Below are 15,779 nucleotides of genomic sequence, written 5' to 3' on the forward strand. Positions count from 1 at the left end.
ATGCCCTTGCCTTTTAATGAATCGAATTTTGAAGGTAACAGCACAAAGAATTCTGCCGATCTGGAAGCCATGATATTTGTGAATAAGCTGGATGGGCTATGGATGTGCGAAATTTTAGCATTGAAATTTGCAGGTTGGCTTAACCCTAAGTTTGAAGTTTGGGTGTATAGCACCATCCGGGAATTTTTGCCTAACTTAAGAGATAACAACGAAGCCTATAAACAGATTGTAAAGTTCGAAGATCAGTTGGATAAACTGGTGAAGAAACTACAGGGTAATGCCGATTTTCAGGCCTATATGCAATTACAGGAAAAATTGAAAAAGCTGCCTTACCGGATCAAACGAAATAACCAGGCCACTTTAAGGCAATACAGGCAATTGAAAGCTATTTGATATATTGTTTATAAAAGAGGGGACTCAGCTTTCCCAGGGTTCGTTTTCCTCTCTCAAAAATATTTAACACTCCGGTTTGCTAATCTAATGTCATTAAATCACTGTTGATTTAGCATTAAATAATTGTTATCTTATTTTTTTTACTTTCGCTTTTTATTAGCTCCCGGGGAAATTCGGATTTGATCAATCCCTGCCGGTCAAGTCTTTGGGGAAACTAAAGCAATGCGTTTTTCATGAAAAGTAAATTGAGGTTGGCCGAATATAAAGTACTTTTATACAGGCTGTTTTTGGGGTATTTGTTTTATTTTATTGCAAGGGTATTATTCTTTACTTTTAATACGCACCTGTTTGCAGTTGACAGCTTTTGGGCGCTGCTCAAATTGTGCTATTACGGTATGGCCTTTGATACCACGGCGCTGCTTTATATTAACAGCTTATTCATCTTGCTTAGCGTTTTACCTCTAACGGTAAACACCCGGCCCGGTTTTCAGAAGGGCATGGCTATCCTATATTTTGTTACCAATTTACTCGCCTACGCTACCAACTTTGTTGATATTATTTATTATCGCTTTAGCCAGGTGCGTTCAACGAGGGCAACACTTGATGTGTTGGCCGATGAGAACAACAAAAAACTATTGTTTACCCATTTTTCGGAAGCCTACTGGTATGTCATTATCATATTCATATTGTGTTCACTTTGCTGGATCTGGCTCTATAACCGGGTGAAGCTAACACCTGCCGCAGCACGGGATAAAAAAGTATATTTTTTATCATCTATAATGTCGTTCCTGCTCATTCTGGCGCTGGTTATCGGAGGCATTAGGGGCGATTTTGCACACAGTACCAGGCCTATTAATATGGTCGATGCTTATAAACACATCACGGTGCCCAACCAGGGTGATATTGTGTTGAATACCTCGTTCGCTATTTTCAGGACACTGGGCACCAACAACTACAAACTCCAGCACTGGACGGATGAGGCTTATATTAAAACCAACATCAAACCTATAAAACAATACAACACCAAGCCGGCTAATAAGCCTAATGTGGTGATCATTATACTCGAAAGTATGGCCCGCGAGTATTGGGGCAGTATGAACCGCGACGTTAATATACCGGGATTTAAATCCTATACACCTTTTTTGGATTCAATCTCCGGCAGCAGTCTGATATTTACCAATGCCTACGCAACGGGCAGGCAATCAATCCATGCCATGTCGTCGGTATTAGCGGGGATTCCCTCGTTTCAAAATGCTTTTACCTCATCGCCATATGCCAAACAGCAGATCCAGTCGATAGTGTCGGTTTGCGACAGCATGGGGTATCAGACTTCGTTCTTTCACGGGGCAGCCAACGGGTCGATGGGCTTCCAGGGCTTCGGCAGTATTTTGGGATATCAGCACTATTATGGCCGTACCGAATATAACGACGATAAAGATTTTGACGGCATCTGGGGCATTTGGGATGAATATTTTTTCCAGTTTATGGGGCGTACGCTAAGCAATCAGACACAGCCCTTTATGGCTACGCTGTTCACGCTGTCATCCCATGATCCATATCAGCTGCCCGAAAAATATAAAGCGAGGTTTAAGGGTGGTCCGCTGGCTATTGATAAATGTGTTCAGTATACGGATAATTCACTGCGGATTTTTTTCAATTATGCGAAGACCCAGCCCTGGTTTAACAATACCATTTTTGTGATCACGGCCGATCATACCAGTCAAACCTATTATCCTGAATATAGTAAGCAGGTTAACCGTTTTGCTGTGCCTATCCTGTTTTACAGCGCCAACAGCGCTTATAATCTGAAAGGTGTGCGTACTGATCTGGCATCGCAAATGGATATTTATCCAACTGTGGCGGATTTGATTGGTTATAACAAGCCCTTCAGATCATGGGGGAGGAGTTTGGTAGGCAACTATCCTGATGAGCAGCCAAGGGTGATCAACTCAACAGGTAACATCTACCAGTTTATGCAAGGTAACTATACCTACCTGTTTGATGGCAAAAACTTCACCGGCATTTTTGCCGTGGCCGACAAAGGACTGGAAAAAAACCTGATGACAGCGCAACCCAATGCCGAAATGCAAAAAGGCATGCAGGATTGTAAAGCCCTGATACAAGATTATACAGACAGGATTGTGAACGGTAAGCTATTGGCGAAGTAGGGTTTCGATAGAAACGGATACGCCTAATCAGTGTGGCAGGTACACTTATTTGCTACATATCCACACTTCCCCAACTTTTCAACAATGCCCTAAAACACCTGCCAATGCATTAACTTTACCCGATTAACAGAAGGAGTAACCGCTTGGCTAAAGATACTACCAAAGAAACCCCCTTAATGCAGCAATATAATGCTATCAAAGTAAAGTATCCAGGTGCTTTATTGCTGTTTAGGGTGGGCGATTTTTATGAAACATTTGGCGAAGACGCCGTTAAGGCTGCCGGTATTTTAGGCATCGTACTTACCCGCCGGGCAAACGGCGCCGCTACACATATTGAGCTTGCCGGTTTCCCGCACCATTCGCTGGATACTTACCTGCCTAAACTGGTACGTGCGGGACAGCGTGTGGCCATTTGCGATCAACTGGAAGATCCCAAGACAACCAAAACCATCGTTAAACGAGGCGTAACCGAACTGGTTACCCCCGGCGTAGCCACTAACGATAACATCCTTCAGCAAAAAAGCAATAATTACCTGGCCTCGCTGCACTTTGAAAAAAATACGATAGGTATTGCCCTGATTGACATCTCAACCGGCGAGTTCATGACTGCCCAGGGTAACAGCGATTATATTGATAAACTGCTGCAAAGCTTTTCGCCCAGCGAAGTGATCTATCCCAAAAGCCGTACACGCGATTTTAAAGATACTTATGGCGACCGCTTCTACACCTATGCTCTTGACGAATGGCCCTACAGCGGCGATTACGCTACGGAAACGTTGCTTAAGCACTTTGGTGTAAAATCGCTCAAAGGCTTTGGTATTGATAAACTGAATTTAGGTATCATTGCTGCCGGTGTAGCCATTCATTATTTGAATGAAACCGAACACCGCAACCTGGGCCACATTTCAGCCATCAGCAGGATAGAGGAAGACAGGTACCTTTGGCTTGATAGGTTCAGCATCCGCAATCTCGAACTGGTAGGTTCGGCCAATGAAAACGCCATGACACTGGTTGATGTACTTGACCATACCTGCTCACCCATGGGCGCACGTTTGCTGCGCCGCTGGATTGTGATGCCTTTAAAGCAAATCAAAGCTATCAATGACCGCTTAGGCGTTGTTGAATACCTGATAGAACACGAAGAACTTAGAGAAGAACTGCTCCAATACCTGCGCCAGATAGGTGACCTGGAAAGGCTTATCTCAAAAATTGGACTCCAAAAAGCTAACCCTCGCGAGGTTTGCCAATTAAGAAAAGCGTTGACCGCTATAGCCCAAATTAAACGCATAGCCGAATTATCACAAAGTGCCCCGTTACGCGCCATTGGCGAGCAGCTTAACCCCTGTGCACTAATTTGCGAAAAGATAGAACGTGAATTAAACCCCGAGCCACCGGTGATGCTGGTAAAAGGCTCTGTAATGAACGAGGGGATTAATGAAGAGCTTGACAGGCTGCGTAAGATCGCCTTCGGCGGTAAAGGTTACCTGTTGGAGATCCAGAAGCGTGAGGCTGAGTTAACCGGGATTCCGTCGCTTAAAGTATCGTTCAATAACGTATTTGGTTACTACCTGGAGGTTACCCATGCCCACAGGGATAAAGTACCAACCGAGTGGATCCGCAAGCAAACGCTGGTTAATGCCGAGCGTTATATTACGCCCGAGCTTAAAGAATATGAAGAACAGATTTTAGGCGCCGAAGAAAAAATCTTCGCGCTTGAAACGCAGCTTTATAACGACCTGCTGTATTCGCTTGCCGAGTATATTAAACCTATCCAGTTGAATGCCCAACTGATAGCCCGTTTGGATGTGCTGCTCAACTTTGCAACCATCTCCATTAAAAACTACTACGTTAAGCCCGAGATTAATGAAAGCAAGGTACTTGACATTAAGGGCGGTCGCCACCCTGTTATTGAAAAGAACCTGCCAATAGGCGAGGAGTACATCACCAACAGCGTTTACCTCGATTCGGAAACCCAGCAGATCATCATTATTACGGGCCCTAATATGGCGGGAAAGTCGGCTTTATTAAGGCAAACAGGCTTAATAGTACTGATGGCCCAAATGGGTTGTTTTGTGCCGGCTAAAGCTGCGTCAATAGGCCTGGTTGATAAGATCTTTACAAGGGTGGGAGCGTCGGATAACCTTTCATCCGGCGAATCAACCTTTATGGTGGAGATGAATGAAACGGCCAGCATCCTCAATAACCTTAGCGACAGGAGCCTGATCTTGCTGGATGAGATCGGTCGCGGTACATCAACGTATGATGGTATTTCAATTGCCTGGTCCATTGCCGAGTATCTGCATAACCATCCAACAGCGAGGGCTAAAACCTTATTTGCTACACATTATCATGAGCTTAATGAATTAAGCAACTCATTTAACCGGGTTAAAAACTTTAACGTATCGGTAAAAGAAGTGGGCCAGCAGATCATATTTTTACGCAAGCTGGTACCGGGTGGCAGCGAGCACAGCTTTGGGATTCACGTGGCTAAACTGGCAGGTATGCCTTCAAAAGTACTTTCCCGTGCCAATGAAATTTTAAAGAAACTCGAAAACGAACGTACGGGCGGCGAGCATATTAAGGAAAGTATCCGTAAGGTGCAGAAACAAGCGGTACAAATGCAGATGTTTTCGATAGATGACCCTGTACTGGTGAAGATACGCGATACGCTGAACAACCTTGATGTAAATACCCTAACCCCGGTTGAAGCACTCATGAAACTGGATGAAATTCAAAGGGTGGTGAAGAGTTGATTTTTTTGATATGCAGATTTCAGATGTGCAAATGTACAGATTGTTGAACGCCGCTCTTCAGCTTAGAAACTTATGAAGTTTTTGAAACTTCGTAAGTTTTATGCGCCAAGAATTTGCTCCTTTACTGACGCAAGTATTGTGCGGTTGTCGATGGTAGGCTCATTTGTGCTTTATACACACTGAGGCCGGTATTCAAACCCTGTTTATTTTTCAGTAATTGTTATATTTCCACCCTTGCCCGGCTTTTTGTAAACGTCAATCATAATAGTTACATGTGTATCTCCATATTGATAAAAGGTTGATTGACCATTATCATCTTTGAGGATGAGCGGATATTTTATTTGCTTAATTAAGGCATCAATGAAAGTTTTATTGGGAGACTTATAAGTTGCTCCTCTATGATTATAATCAATAAGTTCTTCGTTTGGGGTCGACGCGTTTTTAATAAATCTGGATACTGGATATGGCCTCGCATCCTTTGAAAATAGAAATGGTTTGCCAATGAGATAATTTGGATCTTTTTCTTTCAAGAGATGGTGCAGGTTATCAAAAGTCAGACTTTGTCCATATAAACAAATGCTGCAAATTAAACAGGGAATAAATAAAAATAGCTTCTTCATTAAATCATCTTATGCTGCAAGATAATAAAATTAGGGAGCTATACTGCTCGCGACCCGGCATCCGCATATCTGCAATCCGCACACCTGCACGTCCACCTCATGTTAATATGTTAAAAACAATCACATCACCGCAATAAACATTAAAGCTAAATTTACTTTATGAGCATATACCTGCGTCGTAGTTTTTATTTGTTTATACTTTTCCTTTCCCCATTTATATTAAGTTCATGTCACTCGCGCAAGGCCGCTATGCGCGGCCAGCCGGGTGAGGTGGTTAATCCCTCGCCTGATATCGCTTCAAAATATTCCGAAATTATGGAGGTTGATAAGGGCAATATTCAAAATGGTCGCCTTTACACTTTTATTGATCAATGGATGGGTACGCCTTACAAATTTGGCGGATTAGATAAAGACGGGATCGACTGTTCAGGGCTGACTTTTTTGCTGGAACAGCAGGTTTATGGTATTACCATTCCCCGCATGACCAGCAAGCAGATCTCCGTCATCAAACGAAAATATGAAGACGAGCTAAAGGAAGGCGACCTGGTGTTTTTTGATTTCGACGGAAAGCAGTTTAGCCATGTGGGTGTTTACCTGCAAAATGGGTATGTTGTGCATGCCAGCTCACGTCGCGGGGTTATCATTGTAAAACTGCGCGATCCCTCGTTATACAAATACTTTTCAAGGGCTGGCTCAATCGAAAATGTGCCCACCAGCATGAATTAAGTGACACAAATTTTAGAAGGTTTTTTGCGAATTACACCAATATTAAGCTTAAATCGCATTCGTGTAATTCGTTTAAATTTGACCCAATTGGTGTGTTTATTTTCAATAATTTTGCGCTGTTATGGCCGACAAAAAACAAGATTACTCATTCTGGACTAAGTACAAGCGGTTCGCAGGCACCGAGATCATGCTTTATGTGATCATGGTGCTTGGTATTATCCTCGGTATCGTGATATTTAGTTACCTTTAACTAAGGTAACGTTATCATTATCTACATCCGCAATTGACTGGTAAAAATCAACAAGGTCCTGATAGGTGTCTTTACTATATGTACCATCTATGATCTGTAGCTTGCGACTGTATACCAGCTTATCCCCATTTACAGTTGCACTTGATTCAAACTTTCCGAAAGGTTTTTCGATACTTACTTTTTTAGGGCGCATATCAACCTTGTATCCTGCGGGTAGGGTATAAGTGATCTCATCCTCATTGGTATATCCACGGTTAATGTAAACATCGTTATGTCGGTTACGGACCTCACGTAACGGCGAACTTACACGGTTGGCCGGGTTGGCCAGAAAAATTATTTTTCCGTCAGATATCGAGCCATAGTCTGTAGCCGAAATTTTTAACGTTTCGGTGGTGTATGGTTGTTCAACTTTAAACTGCTTCAGGTCTGCACTTTCAATATCAAGGTTATTAATGGGATAAATCTTCTTCAGATCTTTGATCTGTTCTGTTTTCGATTCATAGATCACATGATCGCGATCTTCATAATTAGTGCCCTTGAAATTGGTAACCATTGTACCCGACAGGTTACCGTTGGCACTCAATGTAAAATTGGCTTTGCGTTGTTCAAGATTAGCCTGGGCCGTGTATTTTGGCGTGTGTATGAGTTTGCCACCTTGCGGTGTACAGGCCAGCACAATACGGTCATCAGTGAAATCGCCTAAAAAGCCAAACGGTATGTTCTGACTGGTACATTCTAAAAAGGTGGTATCATTTTTAAAAGGCAGGCATAAAATAACATGATTGCCCTGGTCAATGCTTGCAAAGTCGGGCTGGAAATTTACCTTCGATGATCCCGCATACACCACGCAGTAATATGAATCGATGTCGACAGCCTTTAATAACGCCTGGGTGTAGTTAACGAGGGCTTTGCAATCACCATAATTTTGAGCGTCAACATCCGAAGCCAGGAAGGGTTGTAAGCCGCCTATCCCTACTTGGATGCTGATATAATGCGTTTTGCCCTGCATGTATTCATAAACCTTACGCGCTTTGGCTTTAGGATCGGTTATTGATGCTGTAAGCTCCTTCATGTTTGCCACAGTTTGAGGCGAAAGCTGCTGGCGGCCTGCATTAAGCTTGTCATATTGCCATTGCCCAAGTTCTTTCCAGTTGGTAAATGAGCCACTGATACCACGGTAAATGAATTTTTCGGGCACTATTTCCAGGCTGGGCATTATTGATCGGTAAACAGGGCTATATGGCTCATGCTTTAAAGCTTTAAGGTTATTAGTTTGCCAGGTGTATGTTTGCATACCCTGTTTATTGGTACAAATTGTTGGTTTAACAGATAAATTGGTTTGTTTGTATTTGATCTTAAAATCGGGTTTGCAAATTAACGTATACGAGCTTTTTTCAACTGCTATACCATCCGAAGGAATAGGTTGCCAGCTTTCAAGGTCAAGTGATTGTTTTGACTTTACATCATACTCATAACTTACAGTGTAAGGATAATCATTTACCCTGGGTTGATAATGTTTTATCTTTAGGTCGGTAAAAAGTGAAAAGCCATCGTGATTGCTGTCATCATCAAAGTCGCTTTCTGAAAATTTACCTGTGGGCTTGCCCCATTGGTTGTAAATCATTCCTTTTATATCCTTAATATACCGGCTTTTGTCATGCCATATCGCTATATCAACGTCATCGTCACCATTTTTATTGAGTACGGTTATTACTTGTTTTACGTGGCAAAGTGTGTTATCTAAGTCTTTAACCTCAACAGTAACTTCCTCATTACGCACTATTGAGCTGGCATAAGGCAAAAGGTCTTTTGAAATGAGCGATACGTCGTAGTTTTCCTGTGCTTTTACACAGGTTACCGCCAAAAAGATAAAAAGAGTATTTAAAAATGCTTTCATTATTTTTTCTTGAAGATCATATCTCCTTTTTCCGTTAGAATGATCTTATTAAACAGCTCCTTAAGATAAGGGTATTCGGCCGAATCATAAACCGACTTGTTAAACTGGGTAATGTTTGAAAAGGTAAAACTGTTATTGTCCTGGCTCTCAAACGTGGTAGCAAACATGCCGCCTTTGTTTGGTAATGAAAACGCCACTATCTGGGGCGGGGTTTCAATGATATATTGCGCAGGCAGGTGCATCACCAAAACAAGCCTCTTGTCTGAGGCAAAGGCCCAGTCAACAGGATAATCACGTTCGGCAAGTTTGAACGGGTTGGTGGTGCGTTTTTCCCAAAAATAAGGGTTAAATGCAAGCTTATCATGATTGGTATTATCAAATGCATCTATCTCCACTTCAAAGGTTTCACGTAGCGGGTTGTCAAGACTGTCGAGATTTGCTATGTCTGACTTAAGTACTTTTAATTTAGGTTGTTTCTCGTCAAAATCTTCAACATATTCATCAACAGTATTAAACTTTTTAATGACTTTGCGTTTTTCGTAAGCGTCGTAACCTTTGTAGTAATTGGTTATTGTACCTTTTAGCTTTCCATTATCAAGCAGTGTAAGATCGAACATCCGTGTGGTGGCCGCTTTTTGCTGAGTGCTTAACTCTATCCAGTATGATGGTTTATTAAGGCTAATCACCCTTCCCTTATCGTTTATACATTTAAGAGGGAGTAAACCGAAGGACAATAACGGATCGGTAGCATCGAGCAGGTAGGTTTGATCGCCAATAGTTAACCTGGCTATAACGTAGTTAAAGTCGCTAAGTACCGGGTAAAGGTTATTCACCATTCCATGGTCGCGGGTTGAAAGCAATACGGCATCGGCGTTAAGGCCAGCAGCGCTTAGCGCGGTAATAAGTGTCAGATTAATATCGGCGATACTGCCGGCATGTGTAGCCAATGATTTTTTTACGCCATCGGTGCTGTAGATACCTATATAATCATTCCACTTTATTTGGCTTTTGATCCATGCATAAATAGCTTTTGCCTTGTCAAGGTCATTTGCCTTACCTGCAATTACCGGCCCAATGCGTTCTTTAAGTAAGCTGGTCCTTTTCATTTGAACGCCAAATTCATCGGATATCTTTAATTGATGGTCAACGTCGCCCCATTCTTTTGTCATAACGGTTTTGACGTTGTTATAAGGGTTGGTGTATTCAACAAGCTCAAAAAATATAGCTGATAAAAAGTTTTTACGGGCGGTCATATAATCTTCATCAACAAATGCAGGAATGTCCTTCATGTTGTAAGTAATATGTGAGCAATCGGCTTTTGCACCTCCCGATGAAAAGCATTCACGCTCAACTTCCGAACTACTTTTGGTTAATTTCAGCGCCCCGCGTAACGAAGCGTTGAATGTCCAAAAGCCCGGGATGTGTACTTCATACTGCGAATTTATTTTGGGGATATCGTCCTGAAATGTCCATTCCCGGAAATTGTCCCAATATGGTGAGATAAGTTCGTATTTAAATTCAATAACGCAGCCGGGCCGTAATGCCGGCAACGCAAACTTTACAGTGCTGCCATATTTATAATCTTTAGATGTAAATACCTTTTTTGAATCAAGTTCGGCCTTTTGAATAATACCGTTATCATCTTTATAATAAGTAAACCCGCTAACATTGTTAACTTCTTCTGCGGAGTTATCGCCATTGTGGATAGGTATAGCTATAGTACCGTGAGTTAATCCTTCCTTGGTGAAAATTTTAATTTTGGCATGATAGGTGTGAATGAGCCTGATATGGTCCATGTATTCATCTATACGAACACTGCCAAACTCGTTTAAAAAAACGGCGTTGGCCTGCGGATCTTTATCATATTTAACCATATCAATTTCCGGCCCTTCTATACCGGTTTCAAAGTCCTGAGCCGACGCGAGGTGTGATAAGGCAATGAAAATCAAAAGAATAAGAAGAAATCTGTTCATGCAAATTGTGATAATTAGGGATAATCAAATTAAATAATAAATTGGTATATTAAATAAATTAAAAAATTTATTCTGCTGATTAATTTTAGGACATTTGCGACCTTTGCATCTCTGAACACTTACAAATGAAATTAAATTTAAAACGGCCCCTGGCTTTCTTTGATCTTGAAACAACAGGTACCAATATCGGTGCCGACCGTATAGTTGAAATATCTGTTATCAAGCTTAACCCTGATGGCAGCGAAGAAGTGAGAACGTGGCGTGTTCACCCGGGCATTCCTATCCCGCTCGAGTCGTCGCTGGTGCACGGCATCTACGATGAGCACATACAAAACGAAAAGCAATTTAAAGAGCTTGGCCAGGAAATAGCCGATTTTATTGGTGATAGCGATTTGGCCGGATACAATTCAAATAAGTTTGATATCCCCATGATTATGGAGGAATTTTTACGTTCCGGAGTGGATTTCAACCTGGATGCCCGCCATTTTGTTGATGTACAGAACATATTTCATCAAATGGAGCAACGCACGTTAAAGGCTGCCTACCAGTTTTATTGCAATAAAGTAATTGAAAACGCCCATTCGGCCGAAGCAGATACTCGCGCTACCATGGAAGTTTTGCTGGCGCAGATTGAGCGTTATGAAAATGTAGAGTGGGAAGATAAAAAAGGTAATAAAATAATCCCTGTTGTGGGCGATGTTGAAGCGCTGCACGCATTTACTAACCTGAGCAAACCGGTTGATTTTGCCGGTCGTATGGTTTATAATGAACAGGGCGAGGAGTTGATAAACTTTGGCAAACATAAAGGCAAACGTGTTGAAGACGTGTTGAACGCCGAGCCAAGTTATTACTCATGGATGATGCAGGGTGATTTTCCGCTTTATACTAAACGCAAACTCGAAGAAATTTACACCCGCTGGAACGCCAAAAAAGCAGCCGAACGCCAGGCCAACAAAGCTGCCCAGCCAAAACCGGCAGATCAACAGCCCGCTGCTTCTAAACCTGAGTACCAGAAAAAAGAGTATACCAAGCCCGATCATACCAAAAATCAGCACTATCAAAACAAACCTTTTAAAAAGAAGGATGAGCCAGCCCAGCCGGTTAACGATGATATGCTGGCCCAGTTAGCGTTGAAGTTTAAAAAAGGATAATATTTTGAACCCTGATTTTTAGGATTAAAAGATTTTAGGATTTTTTATTGAAACCCTTGCATAAATAATTGCAAGGGTTTTTTGTTGATATTATTTTGAAACCAGAAAAGGAAGGATACGTTAACCTTTAACCTTCAAAAAATCGATATTTCGTTTCAACCCACTAAATTTTGTGCGCTTAACGGCCGAATTTTTAAATACTTTTTGAAAAATATCCTGTGTAATGTCCTGCCAGTCGGCGGTTTTCAAGTGCAGTAAATCAGGGTGCGGAGTAAAGGCTGGTTCGGTATTTAGCACCGAGAAGCGGTTCCAGGGGCAAACATCCTGGCAAACGTCACAACCAAACATCCAGTTATCCATCTTGCCCTTAAACTCCTGTGGAATTTCGTTTTTAAGTTCGATGGTTAAATAGGAGATACAACGGCTGCCATCAACCACATACGGGCCTACAATGGCATCAGTAGGGCAGGCGTCGATACAATTGGTGCAGGTGCCGCAATGATCGGCTGTGGGAGCTATATCGTACTCCAGTTCAAGGTCAATGATCAGTTCTGCCAGGAAAAAGAACGAGCCGGCTTTTTTGTTAAGCAGGTTGCTGTTTTTGCCAATCCAGCCCATTCCTGCTTTACGTGCCCATGCCTTATCAAGTACCGGGGCCGAATCAACAAATGCACGGCCGCCTACTTCACCAATTTTATTATTAATGATTTGCATTAATAACCTCAGCTTATCTTTAATCACCGTGTGGTAGTCAATTCCATAAGCGTATTTAGAGATTTTGGGCGATAAAGGATCATCCTGTTGCTTATCCGTATAGTAATTTATACCAAGCGAGATGACTGACTTTGCCCCATCAACTAACAAACGGGGGTCGAGGCGCTTATCGAAATGGTTTTCCATATAGGCCATTTCGCCGTGCATGTTTTTATTTAGCCAGGTTTCAAGGTGCAGGGCTTCATCTTCCAAAAAACCTGCTTTGGCAATGCCACAAAACAAAAAACCGAGTTTTTGCGCCTCGTTTTTAATGAGTTGACTGTATGTGGATTTGTTTTGCTGCATTTGTGCAAAGATACTATAAATTGAAATTGGTGAGTGTACAGAGACGCCCCCCAATCAGGTTTGTATACTTGCATAAGCACATTATTCGTTATTATACTTTACTCCGTTTTGCTATAAGTTTACTATTGGTTCAGTTTTTGTATCTGATTAAAAAATAAGAATTTATAGCATGCTTGAGCATATTAAATATTTGCCTGCGCATGTGTTAGGGATGCATGCAGCAGGCCACGTTACTATTGGTGATTATGAAAGGGCTTTACGACCATTGCTTGAGCAACAGGTAAAACAAACCGGGCGGATAAACTTTTTACTGGTGCTGGAAACTAATATTAAAAATTTTACAGCAGGTGCCTGGTGCGGTAATATCAGGCTGGGCCTTAAATATTTTACCCGGTGGAACAAAGTTGCCGTTGTAACCGATCAGGACGGTGTTCGGGAGTTCAGTCATTTGTTTAAATATATTTTACCGGGCAAGTTTGCAGGCTATAGGCTGGAAGAATTAGACGAAGCCGTAAAATGGATAACAGGAAATAAATAAATATCATTATGGAAACTATAGATGAAAGAGCAGCTATGAATAATGATGATTCAGATCTGCACAATGATGAGTTAGGTGAAAATACCGGTGATGATACCATAATAGCCGAGATAGTTCATTTAAAGCCCGACGAAAAGGATATTAGCAAAATGCCGTCGTCAAACAAAGGGCAAGGCCCGGCGGGTGAGGATTTGTGAGGCGTCCGCCCCCAAAAGGGGAATCGCAAGTTCCCAGCTTTTTATTCCTTAAGTTGATGGCTATGCCTAAATAGATGGCAGAAAATAAGAAATGCCAACTCTTTGAGCCGGCATTTCTTATTTAAATATCCTCCATATCTCCCCCTTTAGGGGGCGGGGGCTAAAAGCTGTTCCTGATACTGTTGCTTAACGTTTTGGTACTCCAGTATCCGCTATCTAAAATACGGCGCACGGTCATCAACGGATCAGTTTGATCACGTTTATCAGCTAATTGGAAAGCCATTTTAAAGCCACGTTTCCTAAGCTCAGGTAAAGCGGCTTTGTTCCAGATGCCAAACGGATAAGCAAAGTAATCCATTTTTTTGCCGGTGATCTCTTCCAACGTTTTGGTTGGTTTTTCGATTTGGGTAACCCAGTCATCCACCGGGCGATTGGTTATTTTACCGTTTTTACCAATGATTTTGAGGGTAGAAGTGTGTGAGTAACGGTCAACACGGTGGTGGTCCCAGGTATGGCTGGCAATAACGTTACCTTCATCTGATAGTTGTTTTACCTGCTCTTTGGTCATGTAATGCGGACGGCCTAACGATACGGTCATCACAAAATAAACCGCTTTAAAACCATACTTTTTAAGGGTAGGATTGGCAATGGTGAACTGATCAAGGTCGGTATCGTCAAACGTAAGCATGATAGGCTTTTTAGGCAGCGGCGCGCCCTTGGTAAGGTATGCATAAAGCTGATCGGGCAGTATGGTATGATAACCACTGTCGGCCAGCATTTTGATGTGCTCTTTAAAAGCAGCAACCTGAACTATATAATCTTTAGCGTTTTTTGAATCGGTAGGCTTCCAGTCGCGGATTTGGTGGTAGCAGAGGATAGGTACCTGTTTGCGGGCTAAAATAGCGGCCGCATCACCCTGTGATGGTGCATTGGCAGCCGGAACTTCGGCAACAGGGGCAGCAGTAGTTGATTTATCTGATGGCTTCGACTGGCATGAAACAGCGCCGAAAGCACAAAGGGCCAGCATGGCTAACGTTTGTTTTATCATATTATAGGTTGGTTTTATTCCTTAATTAACGGCAGCTAAATTAATAATTATATAACACGCAAGCCTTGCGATGTAAACAAAATTAATTAAGACTTTAAGTATGATAACCGGATAATTATTCGCTTTTATTGATGATCTGCTTCAGGCCCGGCTCGCAGGTAAGCAGGTGCCATCCGCCAAAAACTACAAACACTTTGTTATGGGTTTTAAGCAGATTGTCAATGGTGCGAAGCAGGCTTTGATCCCTGATCTCTTTGGAGGCTCTGCCAATTTCCTGAAATTTTCCTTTGGGGTCAAACGGATTGGTAGGTTCCAGCTCCTCGAGCTTAAAAGGGCGGTTAAGCAGTTTTTGATAGGCGGCTTCAAAATAATCCAGGGTTTGCTCAGCCGGTGAAAGCTTTACTCCACCTGTTTTCATGATATAGCCTTGTATAAATTTAGCGTAGTTTGCTTTAAATGCCGCGCTATCGGTAACAGGAGGGCGTTGGCCCCACATAAAACGTTCGGTCACGATATAAGCTAAAAACTCAGCAGTGGTGTATCTTTTCAATAACTCTTTAAATTCCAGGCTATCGGTCATGTCGCCGTTAACAGTTTTTATTTTAAGACTGTCGGCAAGGATTTTAGTTAGCCCTATTTCGCCATCTTTTTGTATGGCTTCTTCTTTTGATGCGAACACTGTTTTTGAAACATCGCCTCCTTCATTCACGCATACATCGGGTTTAAATTCAAAAAAGACCTTTTCGATCCCCTTAAACATCGGATTTTCGGTGTCGTTGTTATCCGGCAAATGGTTAACGCCACAAAAAACAATCTCCTTTTTGTCGTTTTTAAACCTTAAGATGTAGGGATTGGCAGGCAGATGCCCGGCAGCATCAAGTTTGATCTTTAAGTAACTAGCCGTTGGGTAAACCTCAGCGGATGCTTTGTCTTTTTTGATTCCGCAGCTTAACAAGGCCGAGGAAAATAACAGTAATAAAGTTATGTATTTCATCGGCCCTGTTGT

Annotated in this window: 14 protein-coding genes; 8 read left to right on the forward strand and 6 right to left on the reverse strand. The window is 42.1% G+C overall.

The window, feature by feature from the left end; translation table 11 throughout:
- The 3 genes from J3L18_RS05050 to mutS all read left to right on the forward strand — a co-directional run bounded on the left by J3L18_RS05050 (position 1) and on the right by mutS (position 5,314).
- On the forward strand, positions 1–393 hold the full coding sequence (locus J3L18_RS05050) for a KilA-N domain-containing protein (RefSeq protein WP_243771473.1): 393 nt from the start codon (positions 1–3) through the stop codon (positions 391–393).
- A gap of 233 nt (positions 394–626) precedes the next feature.
- The gene (locus J3L18_RS05055) at positions 627–2,561 is read left to right on the forward strand and encodes an LTA synthase family protein (RefSeq protein WP_129569782.1); all 1,935 of its coding nucleotides are present in this window, start codon (positions 627–629) and stop codon (positions 2,559–2,561) included.
- A 143-nt stretch (positions 2,562–2,704) separates the two neighbouring features.
- Positions 2,705–5,314 carry a DNA mismatch repair protein MutS gene (gene mutS / locus J3L18_RS05060; protein WP_129569783.1) on the forward strand — a complete coding sequence of 870 codons (2,610 nt, stop codon included), beginning with the start codon at positions 2,705–2,707 and terminating at the stop codon, positions 5,312–5,314.
- A gap of 203 nt (positions 5,315–5,517) precedes the next feature.
- Here mutS and J3L18_RS05065 read toward each other — a convergent pair whose 3' ends face one another.
- On the reverse strand, positions 5,518–5,934 hold the full coding sequence (locus J3L18_RS05065; protein ID WP_129569784.1) for a hypothetical protein: 417 nt from the start codon (positions 5,932–5,934) through the stop codon (positions 5,518–5,520).
- A 159-nt stretch (positions 5,935–6,093) separates the two neighbouring features.
- Between J3L18_RS05065 and J3L18_RS05070 the strand changes: the two genes are divergently transcribed.
- Positions 6,094–6,660 carry a C40 family peptidase gene (locus tag J3L18_RS05070; protein ID WP_129569785.1) on the forward strand — a complete coding sequence of 189 codons (567 nt, stop codon included), beginning with the start codon at positions 6,094–6,096 and terminating at the stop codon, positions 6,658–6,660.
- Between the two features lie 121 nt (positions 6,661–6,781).
- Positions 6,782–6,910: a hypothetical protein gene (locus J3L18_RS05075; protein WP_255485375.1), complete on the forward strand. Its 129-nt coding sequence runs from the start codon at positions 6,782–6,784 to the stop codon at positions 6,908–6,910.
- Here J3L18_RS05075 and J3L18_RS05080 read toward each other — a convergent pair.
- Positions 6,897–8,807 (reverse strand): DUF3858 domain-containing protein, encoded by a 1,911-nt coding sequence (locus J3L18_RS05080; protein ID WP_129569786.1) that lies wholly within the window; start codon positions 8,805–8,807, stop codon positions 6,897–6,899. The two genes, J3L18_RS05075 and J3L18_RS05080, sit on opposite strands and share 14 nt — an antisense overlap.
- Positions 8,807–10,780, reverse strand: a complete 1,974-nt coding sequence (locus tag J3L18_RS05085) for a DUF3858 domain-containing protein (protein ID WP_129569787.1) — start codon at positions 10,778–10,780, stop codon at positions 8,807–8,809. The genes J3L18_RS05080 and J3L18_RS05085 overlap by 1 nt, the downstream gene beginning before the upstream one ends.
- A 125-nt stretch (positions 10,781–10,905) precedes the next feature.
- Between J3L18_RS05085 and J3L18_RS05090 the strand changes: the two genes are divergently transcribed.
- A complete protein-coding gene (locus J3L18_RS05090) occupies positions 10,906–11,931 on the forward strand; it encodes a 3'-5' exonuclease (RefSeq protein WP_129569788.1) in 1,026 nt (341 codons plus the stop codon).
- A gap of 120 nt (positions 11,932–12,051) precedes the next feature.
- On the opposite strand, the gene queG is transcribed toward J3L18_RS05090, so the two are convergent.
- Entirely contained in the window at positions 12,052–12,990 is a 939-nt protein-coding gene (gene queG / locus J3L18_RS05095; RefSeq protein WP_129569789.1) for a tRNA epoxyqueuosine(34) reductase QueG, read from the reverse strand.
- 169 nt (positions 12,991–13,159) lie between these two features.
- Here queG and J3L18_RS05100 point away from each other — a divergent pair, with 169 nt between their 5' ends.
- The gene (locus J3L18_RS05100) at positions 13,160–13,528 is read left to right on the forward strand and encodes a SpoIIAA family protein (RefSeq protein ID WP_090526664.1); all 369 of its coding nucleotides are present in this window, start codon (positions 13,160–13,162) and stop codon (positions 13,526–13,528) included.
- A gap of 8 nt (positions 13,529–13,536) precedes the next feature.
- Complete coding sequence (locus J3L18_RS05105) at positions 13,537–13,725, forward strand: hypothetical protein (RefSeq protein ID WP_090526666.1); 189 nt, start codon at positions 13,537–13,539, stop codon at positions 13,723–13,725.
- 160 nt (positions 13,726–13,885) lie between these two features.
- Here the strand turns inward: J3L18_RS05105 and J3L18_RS05110 are convergent, their stop codons facing one another.
- Together J3L18_RS05110 and J3L18_RS05115 are read right to left on the reverse strand one after the other, a co-directional pair.
- Complete coding sequence (locus J3L18_RS05110) at positions 13,886–14,773, reverse strand: polysaccharide deacetylase family protein (protein ID WP_129569790.1); 888 nt, start codon at positions 14,771–14,773, stop codon at positions 13,886–13,888.
- Between the two features lie 115 nt (positions 14,774–14,888).
- Positions 14,889–15,767, reverse strand: a complete 879-nt coding sequence (locus J3L18_RS05115; protein WP_129569791.1) for a hypothetical protein — start codon at positions 15,765–15,767, stop codon at positions 14,889–14,891.
- Positions 15,768–15,779 lie beyond the last annotated feature (12 nt).

Origin of the sequence: Mucilaginibacter gossypii (assembly GCF_017569325.2) — a bacterium.
Classification (GTDB): Bacteria; Bacteroidota; Bacteroidia; order Sphingobacteriales; family Sphingobacteriaceae; genus Mucilaginibacter; species Mucilaginibacter gossypii.

Bases quoted from the DNA above. Each gene is read 5' to 3' on its own strand.
- J3L18_RS05050 (WP_243771473.1), top strand. From the start codon at position 1: ATGCCCTTGCCTTTTAATGAATCGAATTTTGAAGGTAACAGCACAAAG.
- J3L18_RS05055 (WP_129569782.1), top strand. From the start codon at position 627: ATGAAAAGTAAATTGAGGTTGGCCGAATATAAAGTACTTTTATACAGG.
- J3L18_RS05065 (WP_129569784.1), bottom strand. From the start codon at position 5,934: ATGAAGAAGCTATTTTTATTTATTCCCTGTTTAATTTGCAGCATTTGT.
- J3L18_RS05070 (WP_129569785.1), top strand. From the start codon at position 6,094: ATGAGCATATACCTGCGTCGTAGTTTTTATTTGTTTATACTTTTCCTT.
- J3L18_RS05075 (WP_255485375.1), top strand. From the start codon at position 6,782: ATGGCCGACAAAAAACAAGATTACTCATTCTGGACTAAGTACAAGCGG.
- J3L18_RS05080 (WP_129569786.1), bottom strand. From the start codon at position 8,807: ATGAAAGCATTTTTAAATACTCTTTTTATCTTTTTGGCGGTAACCTGT.
- J3L18_RS05085 (WP_129569787.1), bottom strand. From the start codon at position 10,780: ATGAACAGATTTCTTCTTATTCTTTTGATTTTCATTGCCTTATCACAC.
- J3L18_RS05090 (WP_129569788.1), top strand. From the start codon at position 10,906: ATGAAATTAAATTTAAAACGGCCCCTGGCTTTCTTTGATCTTGAAACA.
- queG (WP_129569789.1), bottom strand. From the start codon at position 12,990: ATGCAGCAAAACAAATCCACATACAGTCAACTCATTAAAAACGAGGCG.
- J3L18_RS05100 (WP_090526664.1), top strand. From the start codon at position 13,160: ATGCTTGAGCATATTAAATATTTGCCTGCGCATGTGTTAGGGATGCAT.
- J3L18_RS05105 (WP_090526666.1), top strand. From the start codon at position 13,537: ATGGAAACTATAGATGAAAGAGCAGCTATGAATAATGATGATTCAGAT.
- J3L18_RS05110 (WP_129569790.1), bottom strand. From the start codon at position 14,773: ATGATAAAACAAACGTTAGCCATGCTGGCCCTTTGTGCTTTCGGCGCT.
- J3L18_RS05115 (WP_129569791.1), bottom strand. From the start codon at position 15,767: ATGAAATACATAACTTTATTACTGTTATTTTCCTCGGCCTTGTTAAGC.